Annotated in this window: 29 protein-coding genes and 4 pseudogenes; 5 read left to right on the top strand and 28 right to left on the bottom strand. The window is 46.5% G+C overall.

Annotated elements, in window-relative coordinates; all coding sequences use genetic code 11:
* Nucleotides 1-4 precede the first annotated feature (4 nt).
* From AAC852_RS02305 to AAC852_RS02415, 24 genes and pseudogenes are all read right to left on the bottom strand, one after another.
* Nucleotides 5-409, bottom strand: coding sequence for an HK97-gp10 family putative phage morphogenesis protein (locus AAC852_RS02305; protein ID WP_340619623.1), 405 nt, complete (start codon nucleotides 407-409; stop codon nucleotides 5-7).
* Nucleotides 402-791, bottom strand: a complete 390-nt coding sequence (locus tag AAC852_RS02310; protein WP_340619624.1) for a hypothetical protein — start codon at nucleotides 789-791, stop codon at nucleotides 402-404. Before AAC852_RS02310 ends, AAC852_RS02305 begins: the two co-directional genes overlap by 8 nt.
* Nucleotides 778-1104 carry a phage head closure protein gene (locus AAC852_RS02315; protein ID WP_340619625.1) on the bottom strand — a complete coding sequence of 109 codons (327 nt, stop codon included), beginning with the start codon at nucleotides 1102-1104 and terminating at the stop codon, nucleotides 778-780. Before AAC852_RS02315 ends, AAC852_RS02310 begins: the two co-directional genes overlap by 14 nt.
* Before the next feature lie 9 nt (nucleotides 1105-1113).
* Nucleotides 1114-1410 (bottom strand): head-tail connector protein, encoded by a 297-nt coding sequence (locus AAC852_RS02320; protein WP_340619626.1) that lies wholly within the window; start codon nucleotides 1408-1410, stop codon nucleotides 1114-1116.
* Between the two features lie 44 nt (nucleotides 1411-1454).
* Nucleotides 1455-2666 (bottom strand): phage major capsid protein, encoded by a 1212-nt coding sequence (locus AAC852_RS02325; RefSeq protein WP_340619627.1) that lies wholly within the window; start codon nucleotides 2664-2666, stop codon nucleotides 1455-1457.
* Between the two features lie 12 nt (nucleotides 2667-2678).
* On the bottom strand, nucleotides 2679-3329 hold the full coding sequence (locus AAC852_RS02330; protein WP_340619666.1) for an HK97 family phage prohead protease: 651 nt from the start codon (nucleotides 3327-3329) through the stop codon (nucleotides 2679-2681).
* Nucleotides 3307-4545: pseudogene (locus AAC852_RS02335) on the bottom strand (phage portal protein). Before AAC852_RS02335 ends, AAC852_RS02330 begins: the two are co-directional and overlap by 23 nt.
* Nucleotides 4545-4721 carry a hypothetical protein gene (locus AAC852_RS02340; protein ID WP_340619628.1) on the bottom strand — a complete coding sequence of 59 codons (177 nt, stop codon included), beginning with the start codon at nucleotides 4719-4721 and terminating at the stop codon, nucleotides 4545-4547. The pseudogene AAC852_RS02335 and the gene AAC852_RS02340 overlap by 1 nt, the downstream one beginning before the upstream one ends.
* Nucleotides 4722-4728: 7 nt before the next feature.
* Nucleotides 4729-6465: a terminase large subunit gene (locus AAC852_RS02345; RefSeq protein ID WP_340619629.1), complete on the bottom strand. Its 1737-nt coding sequence runs from the start codon at nucleotides 6463-6465 to the stop codon at nucleotides 4729-4731.
* A gap of 1 nt (nucleotide 6466) precedes the next feature.
* Complete coding sequence (locus tag AAC852_RS02350) at nucleotides 6467-6928, bottom strand: phage terminase small subunit P27 family (RefSeq protein ID WP_340619630.1); 462 nt, start codon at nucleotides 6926-6928, stop codon at nucleotides 6467-6469.
* Nucleotides 6929-7094: 166 nt separating this feature from the next.
* A pseudogene (locus AAC852_RS02355) lies at nucleotides 7095-7449 on the bottom strand (HNH endonuclease).
* A 40-nt stretch (nucleotides 7450-7489) separates the two neighbouring features.
* Nucleotides 7490-7987, bottom strand: a complete 498-nt coding sequence (locus tag AAC852_RS02360) for a hypothetical protein (RefSeq protein WP_340619631.1) — start codon at nucleotides 7985-7987, stop codon at nucleotides 7490-7492.
* A gap of 151 nt (nucleotides 7988-8138) precedes the next feature.
* Nucleotides 8139-8591, bottom strand: coding sequence for a lysis protein (locus tag AAC852_RS02365; RefSeq protein ID WP_340619632.1), 453 nt, complete (start codon nucleotides 8589-8591; stop codon nucleotides 8139-8141).
* Nucleotides 8588-9022, bottom strand: a complete 435-nt coding sequence (locus AAC852_RS02370; RefSeq protein WP_340619633.1) for a lysozyme — start codon at nucleotides 9020-9022, stop codon at nucleotides 8588-8590. Before AAC852_RS02370 ends, AAC852_RS02365 begins: the two co-directional genes overlap by 4 nt.
* On the bottom strand, nucleotides 9006-9338 hold the full coding sequence (locus AAC852_RS02375; RefSeq protein WP_340619634.1) for a phage holin, lambda family: 333 nt from the start codon (nucleotides 9336-9338) through the stop codon (nucleotides 9006-9008). Before AAC852_RS02375 ends, AAC852_RS02370 begins: the two co-directional genes overlap by 17 nt.
* A gap of 184 nt (nucleotides 9339-9522) precedes the next feature.
* Nucleotides 9523-9966 carry a DUF7823 domain-containing protein gene (locus AAC852_RS20140; protein ID WP_479715105.1) on the bottom strand — a complete coding sequence of 148 codons (444 nt, stop codon included), beginning with the start codon at nucleotides 9964-9966 and terminating at the stop codon, nucleotides 9523-9525.
* Between the two features lie 30 nt (nucleotides 9967-9996).
* Nucleotides 9997-10752: pseudogene (locus tag AAC852_RS20145) on the bottom strand (Thoeris anti-defense Tad2 family protein); the annotation flags it as partial.
* Nucleotides 10753-10900: 148 nt separating this feature from the next.
* Nucleotides 10901-11935: a DNA-methyltransferase gene (locus tag AAC852_RS02385; protein ID WP_340619636.1), complete on the bottom strand. Its 1035-nt coding sequence runs from the start codon at nucleotides 11933-11935 to the stop codon at nucleotides 10901-10903.
* A 100-nt stretch (nucleotides 11936-12035) separates the two neighbouring features.
* The gene (locus AAC852_RS02390; protein ID WP_340619637.1) at nucleotides 12036-12236 is read right to left on the bottom strand and encodes a hypothetical protein; all 201 of its coding nucleotides are present in this window, start codon (nucleotides 12234-12236) and stop codon (nucleotides 12036-12038) included.
* A gap of 215 nt (nucleotides 12237-12451) precedes the next feature.
* The gene (locus AAC852_RS02395; protein WP_340619638.1) at nucleotides 12452-12844 is read right to left on the bottom strand and encodes an antiterminator Q family protein; all 393 of its coding nucleotides are present in this window, start codon (nucleotides 12842-12844) and stop codon (nucleotides 12452-12454) included.
* 15 nt (nucleotides 12845-12859) lie between these two features.
* Nucleotides 12860-14221 (bottom strand): replicative DNA helicase, encoded by a 1362-nt coding sequence (locus tag AAC852_RS02400; RefSeq protein ID WP_340619639.1) that lies wholly within the window; start codon nucleotides 14219-14221, stop codon nucleotides 12860-12862.
* Complete coding sequence (locus AAC852_RS02405) at nucleotides 14218-14802, bottom strand: ATP-binding protein (RefSeq protein ID WP_047684832.1); 585 nt, start codon at nucleotides 14800-14802, stop codon at nucleotides 14218-14220. Before AAC852_RS02405 ends, AAC852_RS02400 begins: the two co-directional genes overlap by 4 nt.
* Before the next feature lie 15 nt (nucleotides 14803-14817).
* Nucleotides 14818-15600, bottom strand: a complete 783-nt coding sequence (locus AAC852_RS02410; protein ID WP_340619640.1) for a helix-turn-helix domain-containing protein — start codon at nucleotides 15598-15600, stop codon at nucleotides 14818-14820.
* Between the two features lie 41 nt (nucleotides 15601-15641).
* Entirely contained in the window at nucleotides 15642-15878 is a 237-nt protein-coding gene (locus AAC852_RS02415; RefSeq protein ID WP_047684838.1) for a transcriptional regulator, read from the bottom strand.
* 144 nt (nucleotides 15879-16022) lie between these two features.
* Here AAC852_RS02415 and AAC852_RS02420 point away from each other — a divergent pair, with 144 nt between their 5' ends.
* From AAC852_RS02420 to AAC852_RS02435, 4 genes are all read left to right on the top strand, one after another.
* Nucleotides 16023-16628 carry a helix-turn-helix domain-containing protein gene (locus AAC852_RS02420; RefSeq protein WP_340619641.1) on the top strand — a complete coding sequence of 202 codons (606 nt, stop codon included), beginning with the start codon at nucleotides 16023-16025 and terminating at the stop codon, nucleotides 16626-16628.
* Nucleotides 16629-16917: 289 nt separating this feature from the next.
* Nucleotides 16918-17220 (top strand): hypothetical protein, encoded by a 303-nt coding sequence (locus AAC852_RS02425; RefSeq protein WP_340619642.1) that lies wholly within the window; start codon nucleotides 16918-16920, stop codon nucleotides 17218-17220.
* A complete protein-coding gene (locus tag AAC852_RS02430) occupies nucleotides 17168-18205 on the top strand; it encodes an IS630 family transposase (protein WP_340619667.1) in 1038 nt (345 codons plus the stop codon). The genes AAC852_RS02425 and AAC852_RS02430 overlap by 53 nt, the downstream gene beginning before the upstream one ends.
* A 676-nt stretch (nucleotides 18206-18881) precedes the next feature.
* Nucleotides 18882-20039 (top strand): tyrosine-type recombinase/integrase, encoded by a 1158-nt coding sequence (locus AAC852_RS02435; RefSeq protein ID WP_340619643.1) that lies wholly within the window; start codon nucleotides 18882-18884, stop codon nucleotides 20037-20039.
* Between the two features lie 324 nt (nucleotides 20040-20363).
* On the opposite strand, the gene AAC852_RS02440 is transcribed toward AAC852_RS02435, so the two are convergent.
* Nucleotides 20364-21130 (bottom strand): IS5 family transposase gene (locus tag AAC852_RS02440; RefSeq protein WP_340619644.1). Its coding sequence is split into 2 segments (ribosomal slippage): nucleotides 20364-20755 and nucleotides 20755-21130, totalling 768 coding nucleotides; the frame shifts between segments, so codons are not numbered across the junction.
* A gap of 141 nt (nucleotides 21131-21271) precedes the next feature.
* On the opposite strand from AAC852_RS02440, the pseudogene AAC852_RS02445 reads away from it, so the two are divergent.
* Nucleotides 21272-22800: pseudogene (locus tag AAC852_RS02445) on the top strand (SIR2 family protein).
* A gap of 102 nt (nucleotides 22801-22902) precedes the next feature.
* Here the strand turns inward: AAC852_RS02445 and AAC852_RS02455 are convergent.
* The 3 genes from AAC852_RS02455 to AAC852_RS02465 form a co-directional block, all read right to left on the bottom strand.
* The gene (locus AAC852_RS02455; RefSeq protein ID WP_047685060.1) at nucleotides 22903-23178 is read right to left on the bottom strand and encodes a helix-turn-helix domain-containing protein; all 276 of its coding nucleotides are present in this window, start codon (nucleotides 23176-23178) and stop codon (nucleotides 22903-22905) included.
* Nucleotides 23171-23344 carry a hypothetical protein gene (locus AAC852_RS02460; protein WP_156115418.1) on the bottom strand — a complete coding sequence of 58 codons (174 nt, stop codon included), beginning with the start codon at nucleotides 23342-23344 and terminating at the stop codon, nucleotides 23171-23173. Before AAC852_RS02460 ends, AAC852_RS02455 begins: the two co-directional genes overlap by 8 nt.
* A 93-nt stretch (nucleotides 23345-23437) precedes the next feature.
* Nucleotides 23438-24307, bottom strand: a complete 870-nt coding sequence (locus AAC852_RS02465; RefSeq protein WP_340619647.1) for an integrase domain-containing protein — start codon at nucleotides 24305-24307, stop codon at nucleotides 23438-23440.
* Nucleotides 24308-25129: the final 822 nt, after the last annotated feature.

Genomic DNA, 25129 nt, shown 5'->3' on the forward strand with positions numbered 1-25129 from the left:
AGGGTTATTTACTGTAGACAGACAATGCTGCGCGAATTTCCTGTGCAAGCACTCTTAAAACAGCCGTTTTGTTGTAGTCCAGCGCCGGACGGATAAACGGGCGAGGCACTTGCTTGATGGTGCCCATTTCCTGCGCCAGTGCTTTCATGCGATGGGGCTGAGTGGGGCCAACAATAATCATGACTCCGCCTGGATACTTCTTCGATTTTGTTGCGCGGATTTTGATATCGTCCCGCATATGGGGACCATCACTTTTCTTGTCATACCCGGCATGGGCGATCATATCTTCCTGCACAATTTGCATCGCTTCTTTGCCCGCATCTCTTAATATCCGGGTCTGCAATTCGGTGTCCAGTGCTTGCAATCGACGTCCCAACGCCTCCAGACCGGAAAGGTCAGTACTAATCATCGGTGTCCTCCGCAAAGAAGATGATAAAATCACGCGTGATGCGATAACGCTTACGGTTTTCCGTCAGCTCTTCTGACGCCTGATACAAGGGACCGCGTGAAACGGTCTGCACGGCAGTACGCCCAATCAGTCCATGCTGTACCGATTCCCAGGCAGAACGGATAATGCGCTCCAGTTTCAGCGCCCGGGTATAGTCATGCAAAATGAGGCTGATTTGAAAACGGGCTTCAATGAGTCGTGTCGGGGCCAGACCGGTATTGAATTTCGGGTCACTGATCCGCTGATAGGTTACCCCCTCTAATACACTGGACGGTAATATCAGCGGGTAAACAGGCAAGTGGGTTAACCGCTCTAAATCAGTTTTGATGTCAGACTCTATCATGACGGACATCCGCTTCTGTGGTAATAAGGGTTCGGTCGGCACGATTGCGATCTACCGCGCGAACCGTAAACAGCCGCCCCTGATGTTCAATTAGCCAATGGGGTTCAATGTCCTTTCTTGGCCTCACGGTAAATTGCTGCATTTCAATGACCTGTTGCTGATCGGCGGTGCGAATTTTGCGGTTAGACATCGCCTCGGCTTTGGCCCAGACCGTGGTAACATATTCGGAGGTGATGGTTTCTGACCCCAGTTCATCCCGTGTGATAATGGGGCGAAAGAGTTTGATACGTTTGTTGATTTCATTCACCAACATCCTGTCCTCCTATACGGGTTTTATCCGGTAATCGTCCAGCAAGTCCCGGAAGCCCGGTGGCAACCGTTTCGGATCGCGGGTTTCATACCAGAACCCGACCGCCAGCATCAGGGCCAGCTTTATCAATGGGGAAAGAACCAGCCCCTCCGGGTCTGATTCAGGCACAGCCTCTTCGTAAAAATTGCGGTTCAGGTAATTAATGGCCTTTTCTCTGGCGGCTTCAAGATAAGCCTGCAACAAGGCATCTTCCTCATCAGAATCAAGCCGGCACTGTAACCGCAGTTCTTCAATCGTCGGTAATAGCATCAGGGTCTCCTGATAACAGGGCGGCACGCGGGCCGCCCCGGTGATTAGGCTTTGCCTTCTGCCATTTTCAGCAGTTTCACCGCGTGGCTGTCCACCAGCATTGAGCCAACACGCTTGGTGGTATAGAACTGCACAAACGGTTTATGGGTGTACGGATCGCGCAACATGCGCACCCCGAGGCGGTCCAGAATGGTGTAGCCGCGTTTGAAGTTGCCGAAAGCGACAGGTATCGCCCCGGCCCCCAAATCCGCAAACTGCTCATTCTCGGCAATACCGTAGCCGAGCAAGGCGGAAGGCTGGCCCAACTGCAAGCCCGGCTGCCACAGGTAGTTGCCCTGACTGTCTTTCAGGGTACGCACCTGAAACAGCAGGTTGTTGTTCATCATGAATTTCGCGCCGGTGCGGTACGGTTTGCGCAGGGTGTAGATCAGTTGCAGGATGTCGTCCGCCGTGACCTCGGCCGGTTTTTTCAGCCGCAGGTGTTGCAGGGTGCCCCACTCGCGATCTTTGTCCGCCTTGTCATCTGAGCCAAAAGCCAGTAACCCTTTGGGTTTCTTGCTGCCGTCACCGTGGGTAAACGCCGCCTCTTCCTTCTCCGCAAATTCCTGTGTCAGTTCCGATGAGATAAAGGCTTCCACATCGAAAAAGGCATCATCCAGCATACGCTGAGTGGCGGCCGGGTTGCCGTAAATTTCTCCCCAGACCGGCTCAATCACGCCGAGCTGGGAGGTCGCGGTTTCCTCGCGCTTGTCGGTTTCTCCCACCCAGCCGCTGGTTGTCCCGCCCCGGTTGACCAGCTTCTTATAGTCCGGGGTCCCCAGTGTGATCACCGCGCATTCCTGACGCATCACGACCTGGTCTTTCAGTGCGCTGATAATGTTGCGATCCAGCTCTTCCGGCACCGCATGACCGCCATCGGGATCAGTGGTGGTCTGCATCGCCTTTTGTTCCAGTTCGGCCAGCCCGTCGTCCTTGCCCTTGCGGATAAACTGGATAAACGCGGTCTTGTGTTCACTCACGGCCGGACTGTGATTGCCCCCTGCCGGGCGTTTCAGCTCCGTCAGCTCTGCTTCCAGCTCGGATTTCAGGCTGTCCAGCTCAGACAGTTTGCCGTTCAGGGTGTCCACCTGTTCCGCCAGCTTGCCTTTCTGGGCCTCAATCGCCTCAATGCGCTGATCGTTCTTCTGTCTGAACTCGTCAAAACGCTGCTGGATTTCCTGCGCGACCTGTTGTACGTCTTTCACTTCAATAGGCATAAAAAACTCCGGTTAATTAAAATGTAATGATTTCAGTGCATTCAATGCAGACACGGTTTCCGCGTCACGCGGCGACAGTGCCCGGTAGCCCTCAGCCATAAACGCCTTCGCCTGAGAACGAGAGAGTCCAACGTCGCGCAGGACCCGTTCAATACTTTTCGGGGCAGGAATATCGCCGCGGGCAAAAGCGGATTTGACTTCGCTGACCCGGGCTTCATCGTTGGACGGAAAGGTGACCAGACTCACTTCCCATAAATCCAGCTCTTTCAGTAAAAAAGCCTCGCGGATCCGGTCATACTCCCAGTCTTTCAGCAGATAACCGATAGACAATCCTGACAGGGAACCGGCTTTCAGATGCGCGTGGGCGCGTTTTGCCAGCGGGTCATCCTCAATCAGTAACCGCCCTTTGAGATACAGCCCGGTCTCGTCTTCTTTCATTTCGGTATAAATCCCGATGGGTTCATCCATGCGGTGCTGCCAGAGCAACGCGGGCAGGTGGCCTTTTTCATTCCATTGCTTTAAGGTGTTCGCAAAGGCACCGGGCAGGACAATGTCGTCGTAGCTGTCTTTCACCCCGAACACCGAACCGTAGCCCTCGAACTCGCCGGCGTCGCTGACCGATTTGATTTTCAGGGGCACGTCAAGCCGTTGTTTCGTCATCATCGGCATGCGGTTTATCCTCCGTTTGGGGTTTGGTGGTATTTTCCGGTTTGGTCGTCATGTTCATGGGCGTCAGGTAAATATCGCCCCCTTCTCGCGGGTTGAGTTCTTCCCGCTCCCGGCACTCATTCGGCGAGTAGATCCCCCAGTTAATCCCCGTGGCGTAGGCCTCGAAACGGGATTTCATGTCGCCGCGTAAGAGTGCGCCCGTATTGAATTTGGCGTAAAACCGCCCTTGCCTGTTGCTTCTGACTAACCCGGCATTAATTCGTTGTTCAATGCGGGTGAGATACGGGACAAGAGAATAGTTGATAAACCCAATCCCCAGATTTTCAATATTGTTAAAGGTGGCGCGGTCGGTGTTCTGCACCATATGCAGCGGCACCCGGAAGATGCGGCAAATTTCTTCCAGCTGAAACTCGCGGGTTTCCAGAAACTGCGCATCTTCGGCGGACAGGCTGATTTGATGCCATTTCAGCCCCATTTCCAGAATGAGCGGCTTGTGTGCATTCGCCAGCCCCTAATGTTGCGCTTCAAAATCGGTTTTCAGGCGCTCAAAGGCGTCATCCGTCAGTTTCTCATCCGTTTGCAGTACCCCGCTGGTGACGGCCCCGTTACCGAATAACCGTGACCCGTGCTCTTCGGTCGCCAATCCTAACCCTATCGCTTGCCGGGCGTAGGCAATGGGGCTTAACCCGGTCAGGCCATCCAGCGTGAAAATACGGACATGCCAAAGGTCACCCTGTGTCAGGGTCCGGCTTTCCCCGTTCGGGAACGTCACCTGATATTCCGGCTGCCAGTCACTGTTCAGTCTGGCGACCACGCAGCCCGGATCGAGGGGCAGTAACTCCACCACTTCGCCGAGGGCCTTGACCTTATAGGCATAGAAATTACCCCGCAGGCACAGGCAGGCAATCAGTAACTCCCAGAATTCCTGCGGCGTCATGTAGTTATTGGGTTTGACTGACAGCAGTTTATGTAATCGCTCTTTCACCGCGCGTTGATTGCCGCGTCCCAGTTGTTCATACAGGGAACAGGGCAGCATACCGACCGATTCCGCCAGCACCCGCACACAGCTAAAGACGGCGGTCAGTTGCATCGCCAGCTGCGGACTGACCTTTCGTCCGGTGTAAGTATCGTAAGACAGGCCAATCAGCTCACTGAGTTCACGTGAGGTCATCGGTTTGGCGGATTTTCGAAACAATCCGGGAAAAAACATCAGGCCTCCTTATCGGGTTTCTGGCTCAGCATGCGTGAGACCCCATACGACCAGCCGAGACACAGACTGCCAGAGACAATAAACCCCGCAGCCGGCAATAACAGCCACGCGCCGTAAGACAGCAGAGCACCGCCTGCCAGCCCGACCAGCGGGGCAGTAATGAGTAATAGTTTCATGAAAACCTCAGAGTGAACGCAGGCCCCGGCTCATCAGTACATCAGACAGGCTTTCCTGTTGCTCACCGCCATTGACCAGTAACCGGCTCAGGGCAGTAAACAGGGCAAAAGGACCGTCTATCTTGGCCTCGGGCGTGGATTTGTTGGGGAAGATATTGTCGTTTTTGTCCGGTTTGACGGTGACGTTACTCATCATCCAGTTCATCACCGGGTGGGCGTTATGGTGGAATTTACCGCTGTAGACCATCGCCTCCAGTGATTTCATGGCTTCCGACAGGTTGCGTACCGTCTGAGCGACTTCCACCAACGGCAGGCCCTCTTCGGCCAGCGCTAAGCTGAACTGGGTCGCACTCCACGGGTCAAAGCCGATTTCTTTCAGGTTCTCACCGCTGATCCAGTGCTGTAATTCTTCTTTTATCTGTCCATGGTCCACCACGTCGCCATCGGTCAGGGTGAGTACCCCTGACTCACCCCACTTGCGGTACAGTTCCGCCATTTGACGGGAACAACGTTCGATGCGGCCTTCCGGTAACCAGAACTTAAAGTCGGCATGAACATGACCATTATTCGCCTGCCAGACTTTCACCGCCGCACAGATATCAATCTTGTTTGCCAAATCCACCCCGACCCACATCGGGTAAGTTTTCAGCTCATGCGGCGGCGCCAGCGGGTCGCAGTCATCCCATTTAAGCATGTCCATCCACGCCGATTCCGCCGTCACCCACAGGTTCATGTGTTTCGTGAAGAAGTTATGCCGGGCAGACACTTGTTCTTTGGCTTTTTTCGCCAGCCGCCTTAAGTCATCCCAGCGCTTGCAAATCCCCAGACCGGGATTGGCTTTCTGCCACACCGCTTCATCAAACGGATCATCGTCTTTATCCAGTGTATAAATCAGGGCAAAAAAGGTGTCATCCGGGACCTGTCCGCGCAGCACCTTGACCGCATAGTCGCGCAGCTCGTAACAAATCCCTTCCTTGTTAAAGCCGGCCGTGGTGATACCAAACAGCAGGGACTGTAACCGGGCACCGGTGGCCGTTTCCAGTACGTCCCAGACATCGCGGGTCTTGTGCGCATGCAGCTCATCGACAATGCCACAGTGAATATTGAGACCATCCAGGTTATTGGCATCACTGGACAGCGGTTCAAACTTGGACGCCGAGGGTTCCTGATAAATCGCCAGTTTGTTAAACTCAAACAGCCGCCCTAATGTGGGTCTGGCCTGCTTGATCATGTTCTTCGCATCCTCAAACACGATACGGGCCTGATCGCGGGTGGTGGCCGCAGAATACACCTCGGCCCCGCCTTCACTGTCCGCCCCGGTCATGTACAGCCCGATACCCGATGACAGGGTCGATTTGGCGTTTTTACGCGCGACCTCGTTATAGGCCGTACGGAAACGGCGCACCATGACCGGCCGCCCGCTGTCGTCATTGCGCAGCACCACGTCCCCAGTGGCTTCATTCACCAGCGGACGCACAAAGCCAAACAGGTTAATCAGAATGAAGATATGCCAGTCCATCAGTTCAATGGGTTTGCCTGTCAGTGCCCCTTTGACATGTGGCACGAATTTGTAAAAGTTCAGGATATGCTGAGCGCGGGGTTCGCTGAAATAAATGCCGCGGGATTCGCCGGTTTTCAGGTCATCAAGGAAACGCTGACAGGCGAGGGTGACCAGTTCACCGGTGACAATCTCGCCCGCCACCACCCGTTCAGCGTAGCGGATGCCATCGGTGACTTTTGCCATGTCAGTCTCTCATTTGTAAAAATTCAGTCAAAGGATCGGCTTTGTCTTCCCCGGCCATGTTGACCTTGGCCCGGCTGGAGGGCGACATACCGAACGCACTCAGCATGGTGTGAATGCGTTTCCACGCATCGGCTTTCATGCCTGCTGCCGGGTGCGCTTTAATTAATCCCTGATCGGTCCGGTAGGTGTAACCTTCTTTCTCCAGTGTGTCACAGTGCGTCCGGTACTCGACGTAGGCTTCAATCAGTAACTCCAGGGCTTTGGCATCAAGGCGGGTCAGGACACCGACTTTATCCAGTTCCCCGGCGATCCGCGCGTGCCAATACCGGCCCATTTTCCCGAAATGTTTAGGGACAGCGGGGACCCCTTTTTCTGGCCTCGGTTCATGAGCGTTAATCGGGCGTTTTGATGGGTTCCCCCTCACCAAACGCAGGTGAGTCGGGGTTGGCGGACGTCCTGCCATGTGATATCTCCGGTAAAATGGGACCGTTGGGGCACCCCAAAAAAAGGTTTGCATTTCGCGGCGATGTAAAAAAAGGCAAGGCGGCGGTCCTTGGGAACGAGAGGGGTAGCGATTTGACCCGCCCTTCCCCTATCACGATGACATGTATAATGATTACAATTGGAAATTAATATTTTCGTAATCGCTCGGTCGCGGTTTTCTGCCGATGGCAGGCTTCACATAATAATTGCAGGTTGCTTAACGCATCAGTGCCACCGTGGGCTTTGGGTTGGATATGGTCAACAGTGATGCCTGTGACCACCAGCCCCTGCCGTAAGCAGTGCTGGCACAGCAAGTTATCCCGTTGTTTGACCCGCGTCTTTAGCTTATCCCATTGACTGCCGTAGCCGGGCATGTCGGCTCTTGCCTTGTTGGTGATATTGCCAGCCCGTGTGCAAATGGTCAGTGCAGTAGCCGCTGCGGTCGGTAGTGGTCTTCGGGCAACCTGACTTGCGACAGGCTCGGTGAATGCGAGGTGGCATGTTCTGGTCTCCATATAGCAAAAAACCACCCGAAGGTGGTTTACTTGAATTCTATTAAACCTTTAGTCAGTTCTGGTAATACATCTAATAATACATCCCTTTCCATGCTTCCACGGATATAAGAGTAATGAAAAGGCATAAAGTTATTAAACTTATCCTTATATTTAGTTTCAAACTTGTTGGTTCCAGTTTTGCTAACCATTAATGCTATTTTTAATGATGCAAATTGGGTAAGCAATAAATCATAAGTACCATCAAGTTTGCTTAATTCAGTTGAGTATTGCATTCTTTCGTCGCTTGTTATTATATCAGGGCATTTTTCAAGACAAGAGATATATTGCATCAGTGCAGTAGCCCATAGTTGCTCTTCCTTCACTATCAATTGATTTTTCCAAGCAGACGCGTTAAACAAAGCTACTAATACAGCGAAAAAAGTTGCAATTCCCGCAAACCAAGTACCAAACATTGCCCAATATGCCCATTTGGCTGATTGCTGTGCCGCTATCATGGCTTCAAAACTAATCGAATCTGTATCCATAAAGAACCTCATTAAGTGATCGTGAGGTTATTATCCTTGAAAAAAATTCGAACTTTCAATATGTTTTGTGACCTTGAGTTTTAACCTATTCAGAATAAATAACTACCTCGGTTTATATAATCCCCCACTGTTCAATATGGTGGGATAGCTATTAGTACAAACACTCCGTTTTGATGTAATCTTGTAAGTACTTGGTCTGCTGCACGTTCTCCACCATCATTCGGAGGAGATCGTAATAATTTTGTTTAGCTGACTCTGTAAGTTGTGGGGACCCTGCATCGCCCACGCTGCAGGAGGAAGTAGTTTCTGACACAGGACAGGTGGCTTGGATGAGCAGTTTACGACGGCCAGCGGCAACATCAGCCCGAAGAGTGTCAATTTCAGTCTTGGCATTGGCAAGTTCCTGAGTGTGGCGGGTATCCAGTTCATTCAGTATTTCAATATGCGTGTTCTGGTAGTTAATAGTGTCAGTCAGTTGCTGGATTTCAGTTATCTGGCCGCTATTAATACCGAGCTGTTTTTTATATCCAGAGCGGTATAAGAAGGTGGCGGCTGAGGCAATAATCAATGCAATAACAACGCCAGAGGTGAAATTAAGTTTCATGATAAAAACATCTGGCGTTCAGATGCTCTGCGATTATCCAGCCCACGCATAACCTTGCCTGCCGCTTTATTCCATCGGGAAAACTCTGCCGCTGCGCCGGTGTAATCCCCTTGATTGAGTTTCTTCAATAAAGTAGAACCCGAAAAATTACCGCTGCCACAATTGAAGATAAACGAGCACAAGGCATCGAACTGGCCTTGATTCAACGGAACTTTAACCCATTGCTTTAATGTGGTGTAAATAGGTTGGAGATCATCATGCAGGAATACTTCGGCCTGCTGTTCTGTAATCGCATTCCCTTTTTTAACCCCTTTTGTATGACCGTAACCAATGATCCACGGCCTGCCACCGGTTGCGGGATCAGGATAGGCTTGTAGTTTCAGGCCTTCATATTGTTTGATGCACTCAAGACCTTTATCGCTGATTTCCATCAGAAGAGGCTCCTGTTCTTTTCTTTGCCACCTTACGTAACAATTGACCGATAAAGTCCGTACCCAGATAACCAAGCACTACACTGCCGATGTAGGCTAAGTCAGGATTCAAGCCAAACAGATTTAATACATCACGAATGAACCAGGCGAACATGGCACACATAAAGGCATCAATAGACACCTTTAACCAGCCGCTACCGTTATAGCGACCTCGGAGAAATGCCATTGTCCCGGCGAGGGTTGCGCCAATGCCTTGTCCTCTTATCGAGTTGAACCAGTCACTGAGGTGTACCCAGATATCAGGATTTTCTTTCAATTTATATTTCCCTTACATTGGATAATGGGTATTTGTCGGGTGAATGAGTTCACCCTTGTGAGTTGTAGTTTGTGGAAATTTATCTAATTTGATTCAGGTCGGGGTATAAACAAAAAATTCTAACAACAAAAATATAAAGGCTACGCTGAAGGTTCGTAGCCTTAAACCTATAAAAAAAGATTAATTATTTATTGAGCCATGTTAAGATGATCCGCTTTGTTTCTCCTGTTTTCTTTAATATTCCAGCTAAATTTAATAACTCTGAATCATCATATATATTATAAAAAATGCTGAATTTATTAGCAGGTCCACTTGCATCACCAGATGAAGGAATACCCAGCTTATAGAGCTTATTATCAACTGTTATATAAAGATTTTTCTCGAATAGCTCTGCTATTCTCTGAGCATTAAAGCGATCATAGGGAACATTAATTAAAAAAGTATGAGGGCCTGCATCATAATAGAAAGCCAATATATCAGGAATCTTCGTATTATTTTTTATTATATTCAAGGTGCCAAAAACACCAAGTTTTTCACCATTTCCATCGACTCCATCATGACTCGAATATCCATAATTCAAATACCCAGCCTCAGAAGGATTACTACCAAACTTGATATCAAATTCCAATATATTATTTAAATCAGGGCTAGGTATATCATTCCAATTTAGGTAATACCGTTTAGAATGTTCGGATTGACTCATTATTTTATAGAGTTTATCTATATCAGATGGATAATCATGTTCATAACTAACTTTATATGTTTTTTCTTCTTTGTTATCATCTGGAGAAAATACGCCATAGTGACCAATGTTATAGGTTGTGTCATCTATTGTAATATAAAGTTTTTTCTTGAGTAAATTCTCAAGGGTCTGATGGTTAGCTATATCATAAGATATCTTAAAAGAGAGATACCCTACAGGCATATCATTAAACGATCCCATTGCGGATTTGAAGAATAAAATTTCTTTAAAACCCACTTTATTCCGAATAATGTTTAAAGTGCCATATTGATTATCCTCATATCCAGCATACTCACTTCCGTTCCCTGATTTCAGGTCAAAAATCAGCATACTATCTTCTGGACACACCGACTCCAATAACTGCCAATCGCAAGCCAACAAATCTTCTTGTGTTGGTGTCCAACGAGACCAATAACCATCTTTATCACTTTTCTCAATATAAGCATTCCCATCACCCACACTTCCAACTTCTGACTTGTGAGCAAGACGCATATGTTCTATAGGAGCATTCCAACCACTGCGATGCAACTGTTTTCCTAAATAGACTAGACTCAGCGCCCATGCGGAAGTACCAGCTGGCACGGTTATGTTATTGTCGCCAATATTATATTGGTTAGGATCGAATAGGCACTTAAGAGCAGCCTTATTCTCTGGCTTATTAACTTTAGACATAAAAACCTCACTTAATTATTTATTAATAAAGGTAATTTCATCCTGCGGTTAACGCACCTGAAACCTTACTTGGGCCAAATTTTCATCTCAATCGGATTACGACTATAGCAAGGCTTATAATTTGAAAGATGATAAGTGATTTATTGAGCTATAAACTCAAGCCTATTATTTCCTGCTCCGTTTGCTTAAACCGTTCCTCTTCCAACTCAACCCCCAACACACGACGGTTCAATTTCAACGCCGCTTTCAGGGTTGCCCCGGACCCCATAAAGAAATCGGCTACCAGATCCCCTTCCCGGCTGCTGGACTGGATAATATGCGCCATTAAATCAGCCGGTTTTTCGCACGGGTGTTTGCCCGGATAATATTGCACAGGGGCAAACTGCCAGACATCGGTATAAGGCACACCGGTGGTGACGGTGAATGAGCGGCGCATTAAGCCATATTCCTGCCGCAATTCATCATACTGACGCGACAGGGTTAAATGCGAGTCCACCAGCTCAGAATACGGGATGTTCAGTTCGCCACGCTGGTGCTTTTCTTGGCCGATACGGTCAAACAGCGTCTGTAGTTTCTGGTAGTCAGTTTTATTGGGTAACTGCCACTGACTGTCGCTGAACCAGTGACTGGCCATCTGCTTCCCAGTGGCAGCATGTATGTCTTTTGCCGTGATACCTAACGCTTTGCGGGCATCACGGAAATAATCCACCAGCGGTTTAAATACCGACTGTTTGAGGTCCCGACATTGTTTGAAATAGCCGTCGCCTTTCGGATGATAGGGGCCTTGGTAATGTTCAGCAAAAATAATACGTTCCGTGGCCGGAAAATACATGCGCAGGATTTCTTTATGTTGCCTGCGCCACGGGCCAGACGGTTTCGCCCAGATAATCTGGTTCAGCACGTTAAACCGTTCCCGCACCAGCAGTTCCGTATCCGAGGCCAGACGCGAACCACAAAACATATACAGGCTGCCGTTCGGTTTCAGAACCCGCCAGCACTCGGCCAGTAGTTCGTCCAGCCACGCAAGGTAAGCCGTCACGTCCTCCCACTGGTTATCCCAGTCACACGCTTTCACGCGAAAGTACGGTGGATCAGTGGCAATCAGGTCGATACAGTTATCCGGCAGGGTTTTGATAAATTTCAGGGCGTCATCGTTGACTAAGGTGACAGGGCGTAAATCCATTCGCTTTTTTCCTCTTGACGCTGGCGGCTTTCAGGCGAACCACAACACGAAAAGCCGGCATTCACCGGCCTGCGCTTTCACATTCTGGGAAATAGCCCCATCAGGAAGAACATTTGAAAAATGTGTCATCCTCCCGGCTTTCCATTAAACCCGCCAGACGAAATTGTGTTAACAGTAGTTGGCAACGGGGTTCAGGCAGCCCCATTAATTTAGACACTTCAGAAACAGAAAACCACGTATGCAAAGGCACGGCGTCTAAAACACAGGCGGCTGTTATTGTCATATCTTCATGTTTTAACATGATAATTCTAACCTTTTGGTGAGTTTTTGTGCATGAACACACATGTAACTCTGACCTATCACAACAGCAAGTCTTATGTTTATTTCAGGCGTAAAAAAACCTTGCACGGGGCAAGGTTTAAAATATCTGCTATTAATAAGCGGGTGACTTTGTCATCACGTTTATCACAATAGCAGCGTTTTTACGATCGTAAAGATTTATTTTTATATGCCGCCTCATAATGGGTGTTGCTCTAACGGCATATCTTTATCCATGTCCAGTGGGATATCCAGCATCATTAACATCCCCTCAATCACGCCTTCGGCCTTTTGTAATCGTTTCCCGATATGCGTATCAGAACAGTGATAATCATGGGCCAATTGCATAAAGGTCTTACCAAAGACGTAATAATCAAACAGCAGGTCATGGGCATCACTATATTGCTGGTTCAGTTTTGCCATACAACTGGAAATCACCAGGGCGTCATCATCACAGCACTGTACCCGAGACTTCACTCTGTTCGGAATGAGTCCTTTGAAACCGGCCGCAATGGCGGACCAGTAAATCCCATCGCGGTTATCCGCTGCCCATGCGCCCCAGCGTTCCATGACTAATTGAATATCCCGCATTCATCCACTCCTCGGTTAAAGTGCCCGATTGGCATAGCGGCGTTGTTTTTGTCTGGTGTGTTGCGGCCTGCGGCACACTTCCGCAGCCGCTATCTGATCGGTTGGCAGGTAATGGCCGTGCCTGAATGCCTGATAAACCGTACCGATCTGCCCGTGGCGGTTTTTCTCCAGAATAATCTCCGCATACTCTTTGGCAGGGCTATTCGGGTGATACACTTCATCCCGATAAGTAAAAATAATGCGATCCGCATCCTGCTCCAGTGAACCGGAATCACGTAAGTCAGCGCCCACCGGTCGACGCTGATGCAAGGGACGTTTATCCACGTCTCTGGATAACTGGCTCAAGGCCGTGACCGGGGTATGCAGTCGTTTCGCCAGCCCTTTCAGCGTCTTCGAGATTTCTGCGATGGCTAAGTCGTGACGGTCAGCCCGGGGTTTTTTAATCAACCCAAGGTAGTCTACGAAAATGCCCTTTAAGTTCGGGTGGCGACGCTTATGGGCTTCACTGATGGCACAAATTTGTTCGATACTCAGATCACTGGCATCCAGCACATGAATATCCCGATCGATAAGTGAACCCAGTGCATGACCAATGCGTCCCCAGTCTTCATCATACAGTTCACCGTTTCTGAGTTTAGACACCGGCATCGCAGCCGAACTCGCCACCATTCGTTCAGCAATTTGTGGCGCTGCCATTTCCATGGAAAACAACAAAGCCCCGCCCCCGTCACGGGTCATCCCGTCAATCATGCACAGGGCCAGTTCCGTTTTGCCCATCCCCGGACGTCCACCCAGCAAAATCAGGTCAGTCGGGTTAAATCCGCCGGTCAATTCGTCCAGCGGCTCAATGCCTGTCAGGATCATGCCTGTCTTGCCCTGATGACGCGCTTCCAGTGTTTCAACGTATCTATCCAGCAATGTGCCGATGACAACGGGTTGTAAGCTGCTATCGCCCTGGGATAATCCATTAAACTGGGACGCAAACGCCTCAATCAGTGCTTCCGCTTGCGTGTGATTGCCGCAGGCCTGAATCGCTTTCTGATAACGGTTAATCAGATCAGTGACCTGACGTACACGCCAGTAACGCATGACCTTTTCCGCATAGCCTTTTAGGTTTGCCTGCCAGACCGGGGTCTTAGCCAGTTCCAGCAAGTTAGCCAGAATACCCCTTTCCTCTCCCATCGCATCTGCAATGAAAAAGGGATCGATAATGGTGCTGCTCAGGGCCTGCTTTTTGATTTCTCTGTACACCCGGCGCAGATGAACGGAGCTGAACGCCTCATCCGGCAACATCGCCAATACGTCATAAGCGTCCGGTGTCGCCCCACCCGATAACAAACCACTGATGACGGCCATTTCCAAATCATATTCGTTCATGCGATTTCCCTTCTGTAACTTTCCCAGTCAAAAGCCAGTACCGTGCCACCCTGAAGCACTCTGTCCAGCGTCCGGTCACCCAAAAACTGCGCCAGCTCAGTGACAGGCAAGTTACTGATCAGGAGAGTGGGCAGCAGGTCTTCATAGCGATTATTCAGCACCTCAAACAGAATATGGCGTTCAGACTCTGTGCCGTACTGCATCCCGATTTCGTCAATTACCAGCAAATCCAGCTCGCTGTAAAATTTCAGGGTGTCAAACTCGCTCATCTCCCCTTCGCTGTTCCATGAGCGACGAAACGCCCGGATGATACGTGATGCGGTGGTGATAAAAACCGCTTCATCACCCCCGGCGGCAATCTCACGACAAATGGCCACGGCAAGGTGAGTTTTGCCGGTTCCCTGACGTCCGCACAGGATCATACCTTCCCCGGCCTGCTTGCGGTCCTCCCATGTCTGGACATAGCCCTGACAAGTTTTCAGGTTATTTTCAGCTATCAGGCTCTGCGGCTCGTAGGTCGCAAAGCTGGCCTGCGCAAAGCGGGGAACGATTTTTAATATTCCGGGTTCTTGTGTTTCCATCACGTTTTCTGCTCCTTAAATATTTTTTGTCCAGTTCGCACCGTGAGCTTCATAGCGCTTGTGTTCAAATCCAGTATGGGTGTTGGTTTGCTGCCGTTGCCCGAATTTGGGTCTGTCAGGAAAGAGTCCCTGCCAACTGTTGGCAATCGAGGTACAAATCACTTCATCAGGGTTAGTACATGCAGCCAGTTGTCTGGCCTGCTGTCGGCAACTGGTTTCCGTCAGGGGTTTCCTGATTTCCTGCCGGAACGTCACCCAGTCTGCCCACGTTTCGGCGCTGACGTTTTCTGGTTTAGCAGTGAGTGGATCGAATGCTGATTTTTTTGCGGCTTCTCTCTGCCCAGCCCCCTGGGGTTTTATAGGTTCTTTGACTGATTCATTGGCGGGTTCAAAAGCGTGACTGATTCTGGTGCCATCTGACGGCATAGGGGGGCTGCCATCTGGCGGCACAGGGGTACCAGCAGATAACACAGGGCTGCCAGCGGCTGGCACAGGGGAAATGTTATTTAGCGACACAGGGGCAGCCGATAAATGCAGGGTGTAAACATTCGAGGCATTTCCTTTCCCATTATGATTACCGAGCCGGTTTTCTTTGCTCAGCAAGCCCAGCTTAATCAGGGCAGCAATGTGATTTCTCACCGCACTTTTACTGCACTCACAATGATCCGCAATATGCTGATACGACGGCCAGCATTCCCCTTTATCATTCGCATTATCGGCCAGCTTAATCAGCACCAGTTTCCGCAGGGGATTGCCCACCCGGATACTCATTGCCTGCACCATCAAGCTCATACTCATGTCGTTTCTCCCTGTTACCCTACGCTAAACACCCTGCCTGTTTACTCACCGACCCTGACATCAGGGGGTGGAAAGACTTTAGGCAAATCCGGACGCAGTTCATGGGCCTGAACCACCCCGTTTGAAAAAATCACGATCTCGGGCACCAATGACACCGAAACCCGTTTTTTGCCATACAGCCACCCGCTAATCAGCGATTGCGCACACCCCAGTGCCTGAGCCAGTTTGGTCTGGCTGCCGGCAATATCTATCACTTTCTCTATCACGCTGTTTTTCATTTTTCCCCGTTCCCATACGTTTGCCATCATAATATCACTAACGGTCAGATTAAATCACTATCAGTGTGTTTGTAAAGGTATCACTTTAGGGATAGAATAAGCAACCCATCATTCAGAATACCCAGATAAACTCATGAGGCACTTATGACGCTTGCTGACAGATTAAAAGAAGCCATGGCAGATAAAGGACTGACCCAATCTTCGCTGGCAAAAAAAGCTGGCATGGCACAATCCATGATATGGAAATTACTCTCCGGGACGGCGACGAAAACCGGCCGGATCATTGACTTAGCCCAGGCGCTGGGTGTGCGCCCGGAATGGCTCAGTGATGGCAGTGGTAATAAACTTCACGATGAGGATGACATGGCCGGGCAGTACAACCGCTATGTGTCGGTCAAAATTTATGAGCAGGAACATGCCACCCGCGACGCTTTCATGGTACCGGCCCTGTCTGAGCAGAAGGCTGCGTTTGACACCTGCCGGGCTTACCGCATCCCCCAAAATACCGGTTGCGCTGATGTCCCGGCGGGCGCCTTAATCGTGGTCGATACTCAGGGAGAGAGGGGCAATGATGATTTAGTCTATGCCCGCATCGGTGAACAGTATTCTGTTTATCGTTATAAGCTGGGCGGTGGCATGGGCTATTTGTCGGTTGACGATACCCGTGTTCCTCTGATCCCGGTTTCGCCTGAAATCGATATCGTCGGGGTGATTGTCTGTTTATTTCGTGGCATGAAACGAAAACGATAACCGCCTCCCGGCTTCATTCCACGCGCAAATTCCGCCGATTTTTTACGCCAAGACACTGTTTTTTTTCTCATACAGCGTCTTGGATGCTCACCGCCCCTGTCATTATCACGCTAAAAAAATCATTCAGCTCACTCCAAATAAAAACTATTTAATATCAATAATATAATGGAATTATTTAATTTATATCACTCAGGGTATGGATTTAAGGGGTTTTCGGTGATAACGTTAGGGGTATCAAAGTGATAGGAGTAATCACTGCAAAATAATAAAAGCGTTAACATGAGGATTTATGCGTACCTTTATTTCTGCCATCATCGAAGAACCGACAACAACACCTAAAAGTACCCACCACATTAAAGGTATTATTACCCCTATTGTGACAGCCATCGTTCCGTATTCAGAGCACTTCTATCTTCCCTTTTTGGCAGAAAAGAATAATGACCGGGAAATAAATAATGAAGAGGAATTTAAACATTATCTATACCAATCATCATTGAAGATGCTTGATTTCTTATCCGAATCAGATCATGCTTGCAACCATGAAAATTCATCTGACACCAGACCAAAAACACGCCCTCGAACTGATGCATGATACAACGCGTGATGGACGCGTTCGCGACCGCATCAAAGCGGTTCTTTTGGCTTCCGAGGGCTGGACTGCTCAGATGATTGCTCAGGCCTTACGTATTCATGAAAGCACTGTCAGTCGTCATCTGAAAGATTATTTCAGTCAGGAAAAACTCGCCCCTGAAAATGGCGGTTCTGAAAGCCATCTGTCTGCCCGGCAAACCGCTGAACTGGTGGATTATTTGACGGTGAATCTGATGCATACTACCGCACACATTGTGGCCTATGTCCAGGCACGCTGGCAGGTTTCGTTCACCGTGGCCGGGATGACCAAATGGCTTCACCGTCAAGGGTTCAGTTACAAGAAGCCGAAAGGGGTTCCTCATAAATTTGATGCGGATAAACAGCAACAATTTATTGAGGCCTACCACGCCCTGAAAGACGAATTCGGTCAGAATGAGCCGATTCTGTTTATTGATGCTGTGCATCCCTCACAGTCTACAAAATTAAGCTATGGCTGGATAAAATCAGGGGTAAAGCACGTCAAAATGATTGAAACTACAGGCAGCCGTACCCGACTCAACATCATGGGCGCCCTTAATTTACAGTGTATTGAAGAGACTATTATTCGTGAATATCCGAGCATTAACGCGGAAAATGTGGCGTATTTTTTCGGTGCCATTCGAGAAACCTATCCGCTTTCGCAGAAAATTCATCTCATCTTGGATGGGGCGGGTTATCACCGTACCGATTTGGTGAAAGATATCGCCGAGATCCTCAACATTGAGTTGCATTACTTGCCACCTTACAGTCCTAATCTCAATCCCATAGAGCGATTATGGAAATATATGAACGAGCAGGTGCGTAACAATGTCTACTTCGCCACACCGAAAGTGTTTCGCGAGGCAATTCACTCCTTTTTTCGTGTCACACTCCGGGAAAAAGCGGGTGGACTCGCTTGTCGATTGAATGATAATTTCCAGATTTTGAAACCGGCATCTTCAAGTTAGATTGGTATATTGGCGATGTACCACGTCAGACAAAAACATACCGAACCGATCCCTTGCTATCATTTAGAACCTGTTGATGGTCACGGCTATGGGCTTTATCAGCGAAAAGGAAGTTATATGTATTTAATGGATATATTACCTTTTACTCAATCCCAACAGAAAACAAAACTCTGCCAATAATAAAAAATTGTTATACGGTAGTTGAATAAAATAAAAAGCCGCTATCGAATGCCGATACTGAGTTTTCAGCCTCGGAAATAAAAATCACCCTCATTGATAACTAATTCTTTCAATAATGCAAGGAAAATAGCGGCAATAGATTATCTGAAATAAAAATAAACAACTCAATCATATGAAATTCAGCACTAAATCCGTGCGGGTTTACTATACGTGAAATATACGAATTATATTCAGAGAGAGATAAAATGAGAGTCGTCGCCAATAATAAGAAAAAAGTCAGTCTTACCCGAAAACAGGCGGCTGACTTTATCGGCATTAATGTCGATACATTATCCTATTGGTGTGCTATTGGTAAAATAGCCTACAACAAGAAAGATCCCGCCAAACCCAGATCCCCTTATTTATTTACATACGCGGCATGTCTTGCAGCACTTAACAATTCGATCCAAACTGTGCCAGTGAGCACGGTAGATGTGGCAGAAAAAGGAGATAAAAAATGTCAATCTTCCGTAGAGGAAATACATGGTATGGGAACTACACGACACCAGGCGGCAAAAGAATTAAAGAGTCGCTTGGAACAACGGACAAAAAGCAAGCTCAGGAGTTGCACGACCGAAGAAAAGCCGAATTATGGCGCATAGAACGGTTAGGTGATTTTCCTGATGTCACCTTTGACGAAGCCTGTTTGCGATGGATTGAGGAAAAAGCGGATAAGAAATCATTGGATGATGATAAGGGGCGCATGGGATTCTGGCTGGAATACTTCGGCAGTGTACGGTTAAAAGATATTACGGAGGCCAGTATCTATACGGCGGTCAGTAAGATGAAAAACCGTAAAGCTAAAGCACGTTGGGAAAGTCAGGTTCAGGCGGCTAAGAAGAAAGGGCACGAGATCCCCGCCTATAAAGAAGTGTCAGTATCAGTCGCAACCAAGGCAAAACACTTAGCCTTGATAAAAGCCTTATTGAGAGCGGCTGAACGGGACTGGAAATGGTTAGAAAAAGCCCCTGTAATCAAAGTTCCAGCCGTCAGAGAAAAACGGGTCAGATGGTTAGAACCTCAAGAGGCGCAAAGATTGGTTGATGAGTGCCCTGAACCCCTTAAATCTGTTGTCAAATTTGCACTGGCTACCGGATTAAGGCGCTCAAATATTATTAATCTGGAATGGTCACAAATTGATATGCAAAGACAGGTTGCCTGGATACACCCTGATCAAAGTAAATCATCAAAGGCGATAGGGGTAGCCTTAAATGAAACGGCTTGCCGAGTACTGCGAGAGCAAATCGGAAACCATAATAAGTGGGTCTTTGTCCATTCCAAATCAGCAATCAATCCCAATGGAGTCGCATTACCTAACGTAAGGAAAATGCGTGTTGATGATAACACAGCCTGGAATTCGGCGTTAAAGCGTGCAGGAATAGAGAATTTTCGCTTTCACGATCTACGCCATACATGGGCGAGTTGGTTAGTACAATCAGGTGTTCCATTATCAATTTTGCAGGAAATGGGCGGCTGGGAGTCAATCGAAATGGTCAGGCGTTATGCGCACTTAGCACCGAATCATCTGACCGAACATGCACGACAAATTGATGTGCTTTTTGGTGGAGGTGTCCCAAATCCGTCCCAATCAGGAAAAATTGTGGTTGCGAAATGAAGATAACTTATTGATTTTAAATGGTACCCCTACAGGATTCGATAAAATTGATTATTTAATTGTTTTTAAATAATTTTTATTGGTTCAATTATCTACCATACCCCCTGTAATACCCCCATATTATTTTGCCTCTCTTTGCCTAATTTTTGCTTGGCTGGCCTATTGAGAACCAACCGTTTATTGCAAAAATATCATCAATAAAATAAATATTACTAAAAATGCAATAATAATTTCAAAAAGAGCCTATACATTTCTCAATACTTCATGTGGATATACTAATCTCATAAACTACGCAAACAATGATAAAATCATTAGATAGTGTCGTCATGAGATACTTAACCAAAGAGCAAGGCAACGGATTTGGACCGCGGCAAGAAACGATGCACTATTTTTGGCATAGCGGGTTGCTATGCCACGCCAGCGTTTAAGATGAAGAAACGCATTTTCAACTAAATGCCTGAGTCGATAGAGGTCTCGATCATATTCTCGTTTCACTTTGCGATTTTTTCGGCCGGGAATTTGCGCTGCCATGCCTTGTTTTTTTGCTTGTTCAACAACGGTATTACTGTCATAGCCCCGATCCGCTAATAAATGTTCTGCCTCTATTCCGTCAATCAAGGCCTCAGCTTGTGAGCAATCCGCTGTGGGACCGCTTGTAATAAGCGCTCTGATCGGCATACCATGCGCATCCACGGCCAGATGTATCTTTGTATTGAGCCCCCTTTTGTGCGCCCCATATCCTGATTGCCTCCTGCCGCTCCTGCGGCATGGGGATGAACCTTAATATGACTGGCGTCAATCATCAGCCATTCGAAATCGGGTTCAAAGATGAGTTCTTCAAGCAGTCCTTCCCATACGCCTTTGTCCCGCCACCGACAAAAACGGCGATGCGTATTTTTCCAGTCGCCATAATCGGGCGGTAAATCTCGCCAGGGTGCGCCTGTCCGTAAAATCCAGAACACGGCATTAATAAATAATCGATTATCATAAGCAACACGCCCCCAGGCCCCCTTACGCCCCGGTAGGTGAGGTTCAAGCAAACTCCAAATATGATCGGAAATATCGTGACGGCGGTGTGCGGGTGTGCTCATGGTTAAGTCATCCATTCATGTAATATAGGGTGATTATTACATGAATTTATTTATGACGACACTATCTAGAAAAAGTGATTTAATGTGATTTACTATATGCAATACATCTAAATGATAATAATTTAATAATAAGGAGTTAAAATGTATGACACTATTTTTAATTTCAAAAACTATCCAATAGTATTTATTGGTTCTGGGATGTCTAAAAGATATTTGGAAAACTCTCCAACATGGCAAGACTTATTGGAAGAATATTGGAATAAAATTGATAACAATAATATCAATTTTTATAATTACTTATCAGAAATAAAAGAAAAATACATAGAGGAAAATAATGGTTTAGATCTAGACCATAAGGTTTATGCTGATGCAGCCACTAATATTGAAAGAGAATATAATAAATTATTTAAATCCGGTAAGATATCATTAGAAGGATTAACACCAAAAAGAGTTTTTGATGAGGGAATATCACCATTTAAATATTCCTTATGCCAGCGATTTAGTCAAAATAAATTAAAGTTAGATCTTGATAAAGAAGAATTTGAATCATTTAAAAAATTCTTAAAAAATGCAAAGATGATTATAACAACAAATTACGATTCATTTATTGAAACACTCTTATCTGAACAAAACGTTGAACCTAAAATGTATATTGGTAATGAAGGTTTTTTTGATGATACTATTGGATGGAGTGAATTATATAAGATACACGGAGATATAAGAACACCTAAATCAATAGTAATTAATAGTTCAGATTACGAAAAATATGATAATGAATCATCAATCCTAATCAGTGCCAAAATCTTATCAAGCATGATAAAAAGTTCAATAATTTTTATTGGATATTCACTAACCGATAGAAATGTAAAAAAATTACTGGCTGACTTTTCCTCACAATTACCAAAAGAAGATAAAAGAAAGTCTGCCGAAAGAATTATTTTTATTGAATTCAAAGAGGATGAAATGAATACCTTTAAAACACATAGAACAGATGACAAATCACAAATAACATATACATCTATAGAGACAGACAATTATAAAAAAATATATGATGAAATAAGTAAAATAGATGAAGGATTACCTCCATATGACGTTCTTAGATATCAAAAGGCAATAAAAAAACTTATTTTAGATGAATTAGTAAGAATTTAGTTGTAGCCTTAGGAGACAAGCAATTTGTTTACATTAGGGTAAAAGAAATTCAATATTTGGAAGATTATATTTTTGAAAAAAATGGAATACCAAATAATGCGGCCATTGATTTTATCACTAGTCTAACTTCAAATAAAAGAATCCCTTTTTCTAAATTGATACAGAAATGTGATTTTCATAACATTGGTTTATCAAAAAGTGAAATAGATAAAGTAGAAGCAAGAATAAAAGAGCATGGAAAAATAGATTCTGTAATTAAAAGCGTTGAATTAGATAAATTTTATTCAGAGAAAAAATTCAACTCCATCAAACATATTAAAAAAGAGGAAATAACAAAACACAAAGAAATATCAATAATAATCAAAAATATAATGCAAATAGATATAATTGAATTAAGAAAATACATTCAAGAAGAAGCATTTCCCTTATTTAAGGAAACTGAAGTTAGTTCTTTGAAATCACAATTGCGGAAGCTATTTTTAGCGTTTGATTTACTAGTTAACGGTGATTTAACTTAATTTAAATTTTATCAGAATAAAAAATAACCGTAATTTGGATATTTGAAAAGCTAAAGAATCTGTGGGGTGATAAATTACCCCACTACGACATGCTTCTTTAAATTATACATCTTCTAGTTTTGAAACTTTACGAACCTTACGTTCAATAAATTGGCCGTACATATCAAAGTACCGACTAGGCCAGATTTCCGAAGGATGTATACCAAGATAATTCGCAATTATCCATTCGCCTTTAGGCCACGGTCGACTGAATGCATTTGCTAATGTCGATGAACTAAGTCCCGCTTCACGGGAAACAGCCGCTAAGGTTGTACCACGCTTACGTAGCGCAGCAATTATATCGGCTTGATGCCAATCATTTCTAATATTGTCATTCATTCCTGTTACCCCTTCCATTAATTAATATTGATGGTGGTGATTCAGACAGGGTTCGCGGACCGGAGATCAACCATTCCGGCAAGGCTATGCCTTCCCTGCCTGAACCACCATTGAAAAGGCGATAACAGGCACACTGGTAGAAATTTCCTACCAGTGGGTTGATCATTCAAGGCCGCGACGCCTTGACCATTGGATTGTGCCAATGGCGAGAATACTTTAACTGATTGTTTTAGCTTACTCAATAACTGAACGACTAAGTTTAACGGCTATAAACTCGTTCTACATACCGCCCGCGACCATCACCATGACCTAAATCCATTGAAACCAATGCTCGAGCTTCCTGACGACTAAAACCATTTTGTTGGTAAAACACCAGAGCATCCTGCGCCCATGCATAGCGCAAACTGTGGGGAGAATGACAACCGGTTAAACCAATCTTTGTGGTATGTGTTCGCCAGTAGTTCATGGCTTGTTTGAGATCGGGCTTATCAATCAATCTACCGCCGCGTTGTTCTGCAACAGCAATGGCTTGCCCGACAGCCTCTTTTACCGCAGTAACATCCAGTACACGGGTTTGTCTTGGTCGGCCGCCTTTTGTACCGAAAACAACATGCAGTTTCGGCTCTGGCTGTTCTAATTGTTTGCGCCAGCTTTTCAATGACGCACTGCATTGCACCGCTTCCTGAGAACGTAATCCCAACAATCGGGCTAGTTTCAGTGTGACGGCAAATCCGACATCACGTTCAAGGGCTTTTTGATAAATAATCTGAAACGTGGCATCAGGGATTGCTTGTTTCGTTCCGGCGCGGCTGGTTCCACTTAACCCTAATGCCTGATTACTCAGTCTTGGAGAAGTTTCCAGTTTTTCCCGGCCAGCCATGCGGAAGATATTACGCAGTGCGGACATTTCATTTTGTACTGTGCGCTTGGTGACCCCCTGAGATAAACGGGCATCAACGTAATGCTCTACATGTTTGGTTTTCAGATTATTGAGGCTTTTAATCTGAATATTCAGGCTCAATAACAAAGCACCCAAACGCCCAGCAATCCGAATGCGATCATGACAGGTTTTATGACTACCACCACCTTGTCGGGCAAAAAACTTTAATTCTTTAATCAATCGACTCATCTCATTTTCCCTATCGATACCCAACGATATGCGATCTCTGGCGCGCGTCAGTGCGGCAAAACAGAAAACACCGGTTTTGCCCTTGACGAATATCTGTGCGCCAGAGTGAACGCAGGTTGAGGTATTGCGGGGTATCGGTTGAGTACACGGTACTGCCGCCTGCGTGTGCAGGTCATCCCCACCGGCAAAAAAGCCAGCCTCGATATCGTCAAGTTCTCCTTTTCAATCTAAAAATGCAGTGTCAGATTCACTGTGTGGTGAAGCAGGCGTGAGCCTGTCAGAGTTGTGTTGCCCTTTAGTTGCGGCGTCACTTTCAGCGATAAATCCGCAAAAAGTGACGCCTTGAGTTCTGTAAACAATCAACAAAAATCGTGCGAACGTTGAAGTGCCATCAGGCACAGCAAAACGCCGTAAGGTTAAATGTCAAACGGTAGTCATGTTGATGGATTAGCTGTAGAAAAATTGTCTGTTGAATAATTCAAACAGGGATAGATAAAAGTATGAACAGATACGCAAAAGCTATCCTGTTGTTCATTGAAGAGAAATAGGATTTATGTTGATTTGAAACGCCAGTGTACGAACCCACGTTCAATACACTTCAGTGACAAGATAAAGCACCTTTTGGGCGTATTTTTATTTAAGAAACCTTCATTGCCAGACGAGGGTTTAGGTGTCCTGACAATATCTGCTTCCAAAGGTGGGCAGATGTACCGCAATTTTGCTCTCCCTTTCAGGCTACGGGAGTTTTACTGTCGCTAAAAAGCGTTTAAGTTGATTTAGACTACCTGATTTTTATAATTGTGGCAATAATAGATATTGCTA

Source organism: Xenorhabdus siamensis (genome assembly GCF_037996745.1).
Lineage (GTDB): Bacteria > Pseudomonadota > Gammaproteobacteria > Enterobacterales > Enterobacteriaceae > Xenorhabdus > Xenorhabdus indica.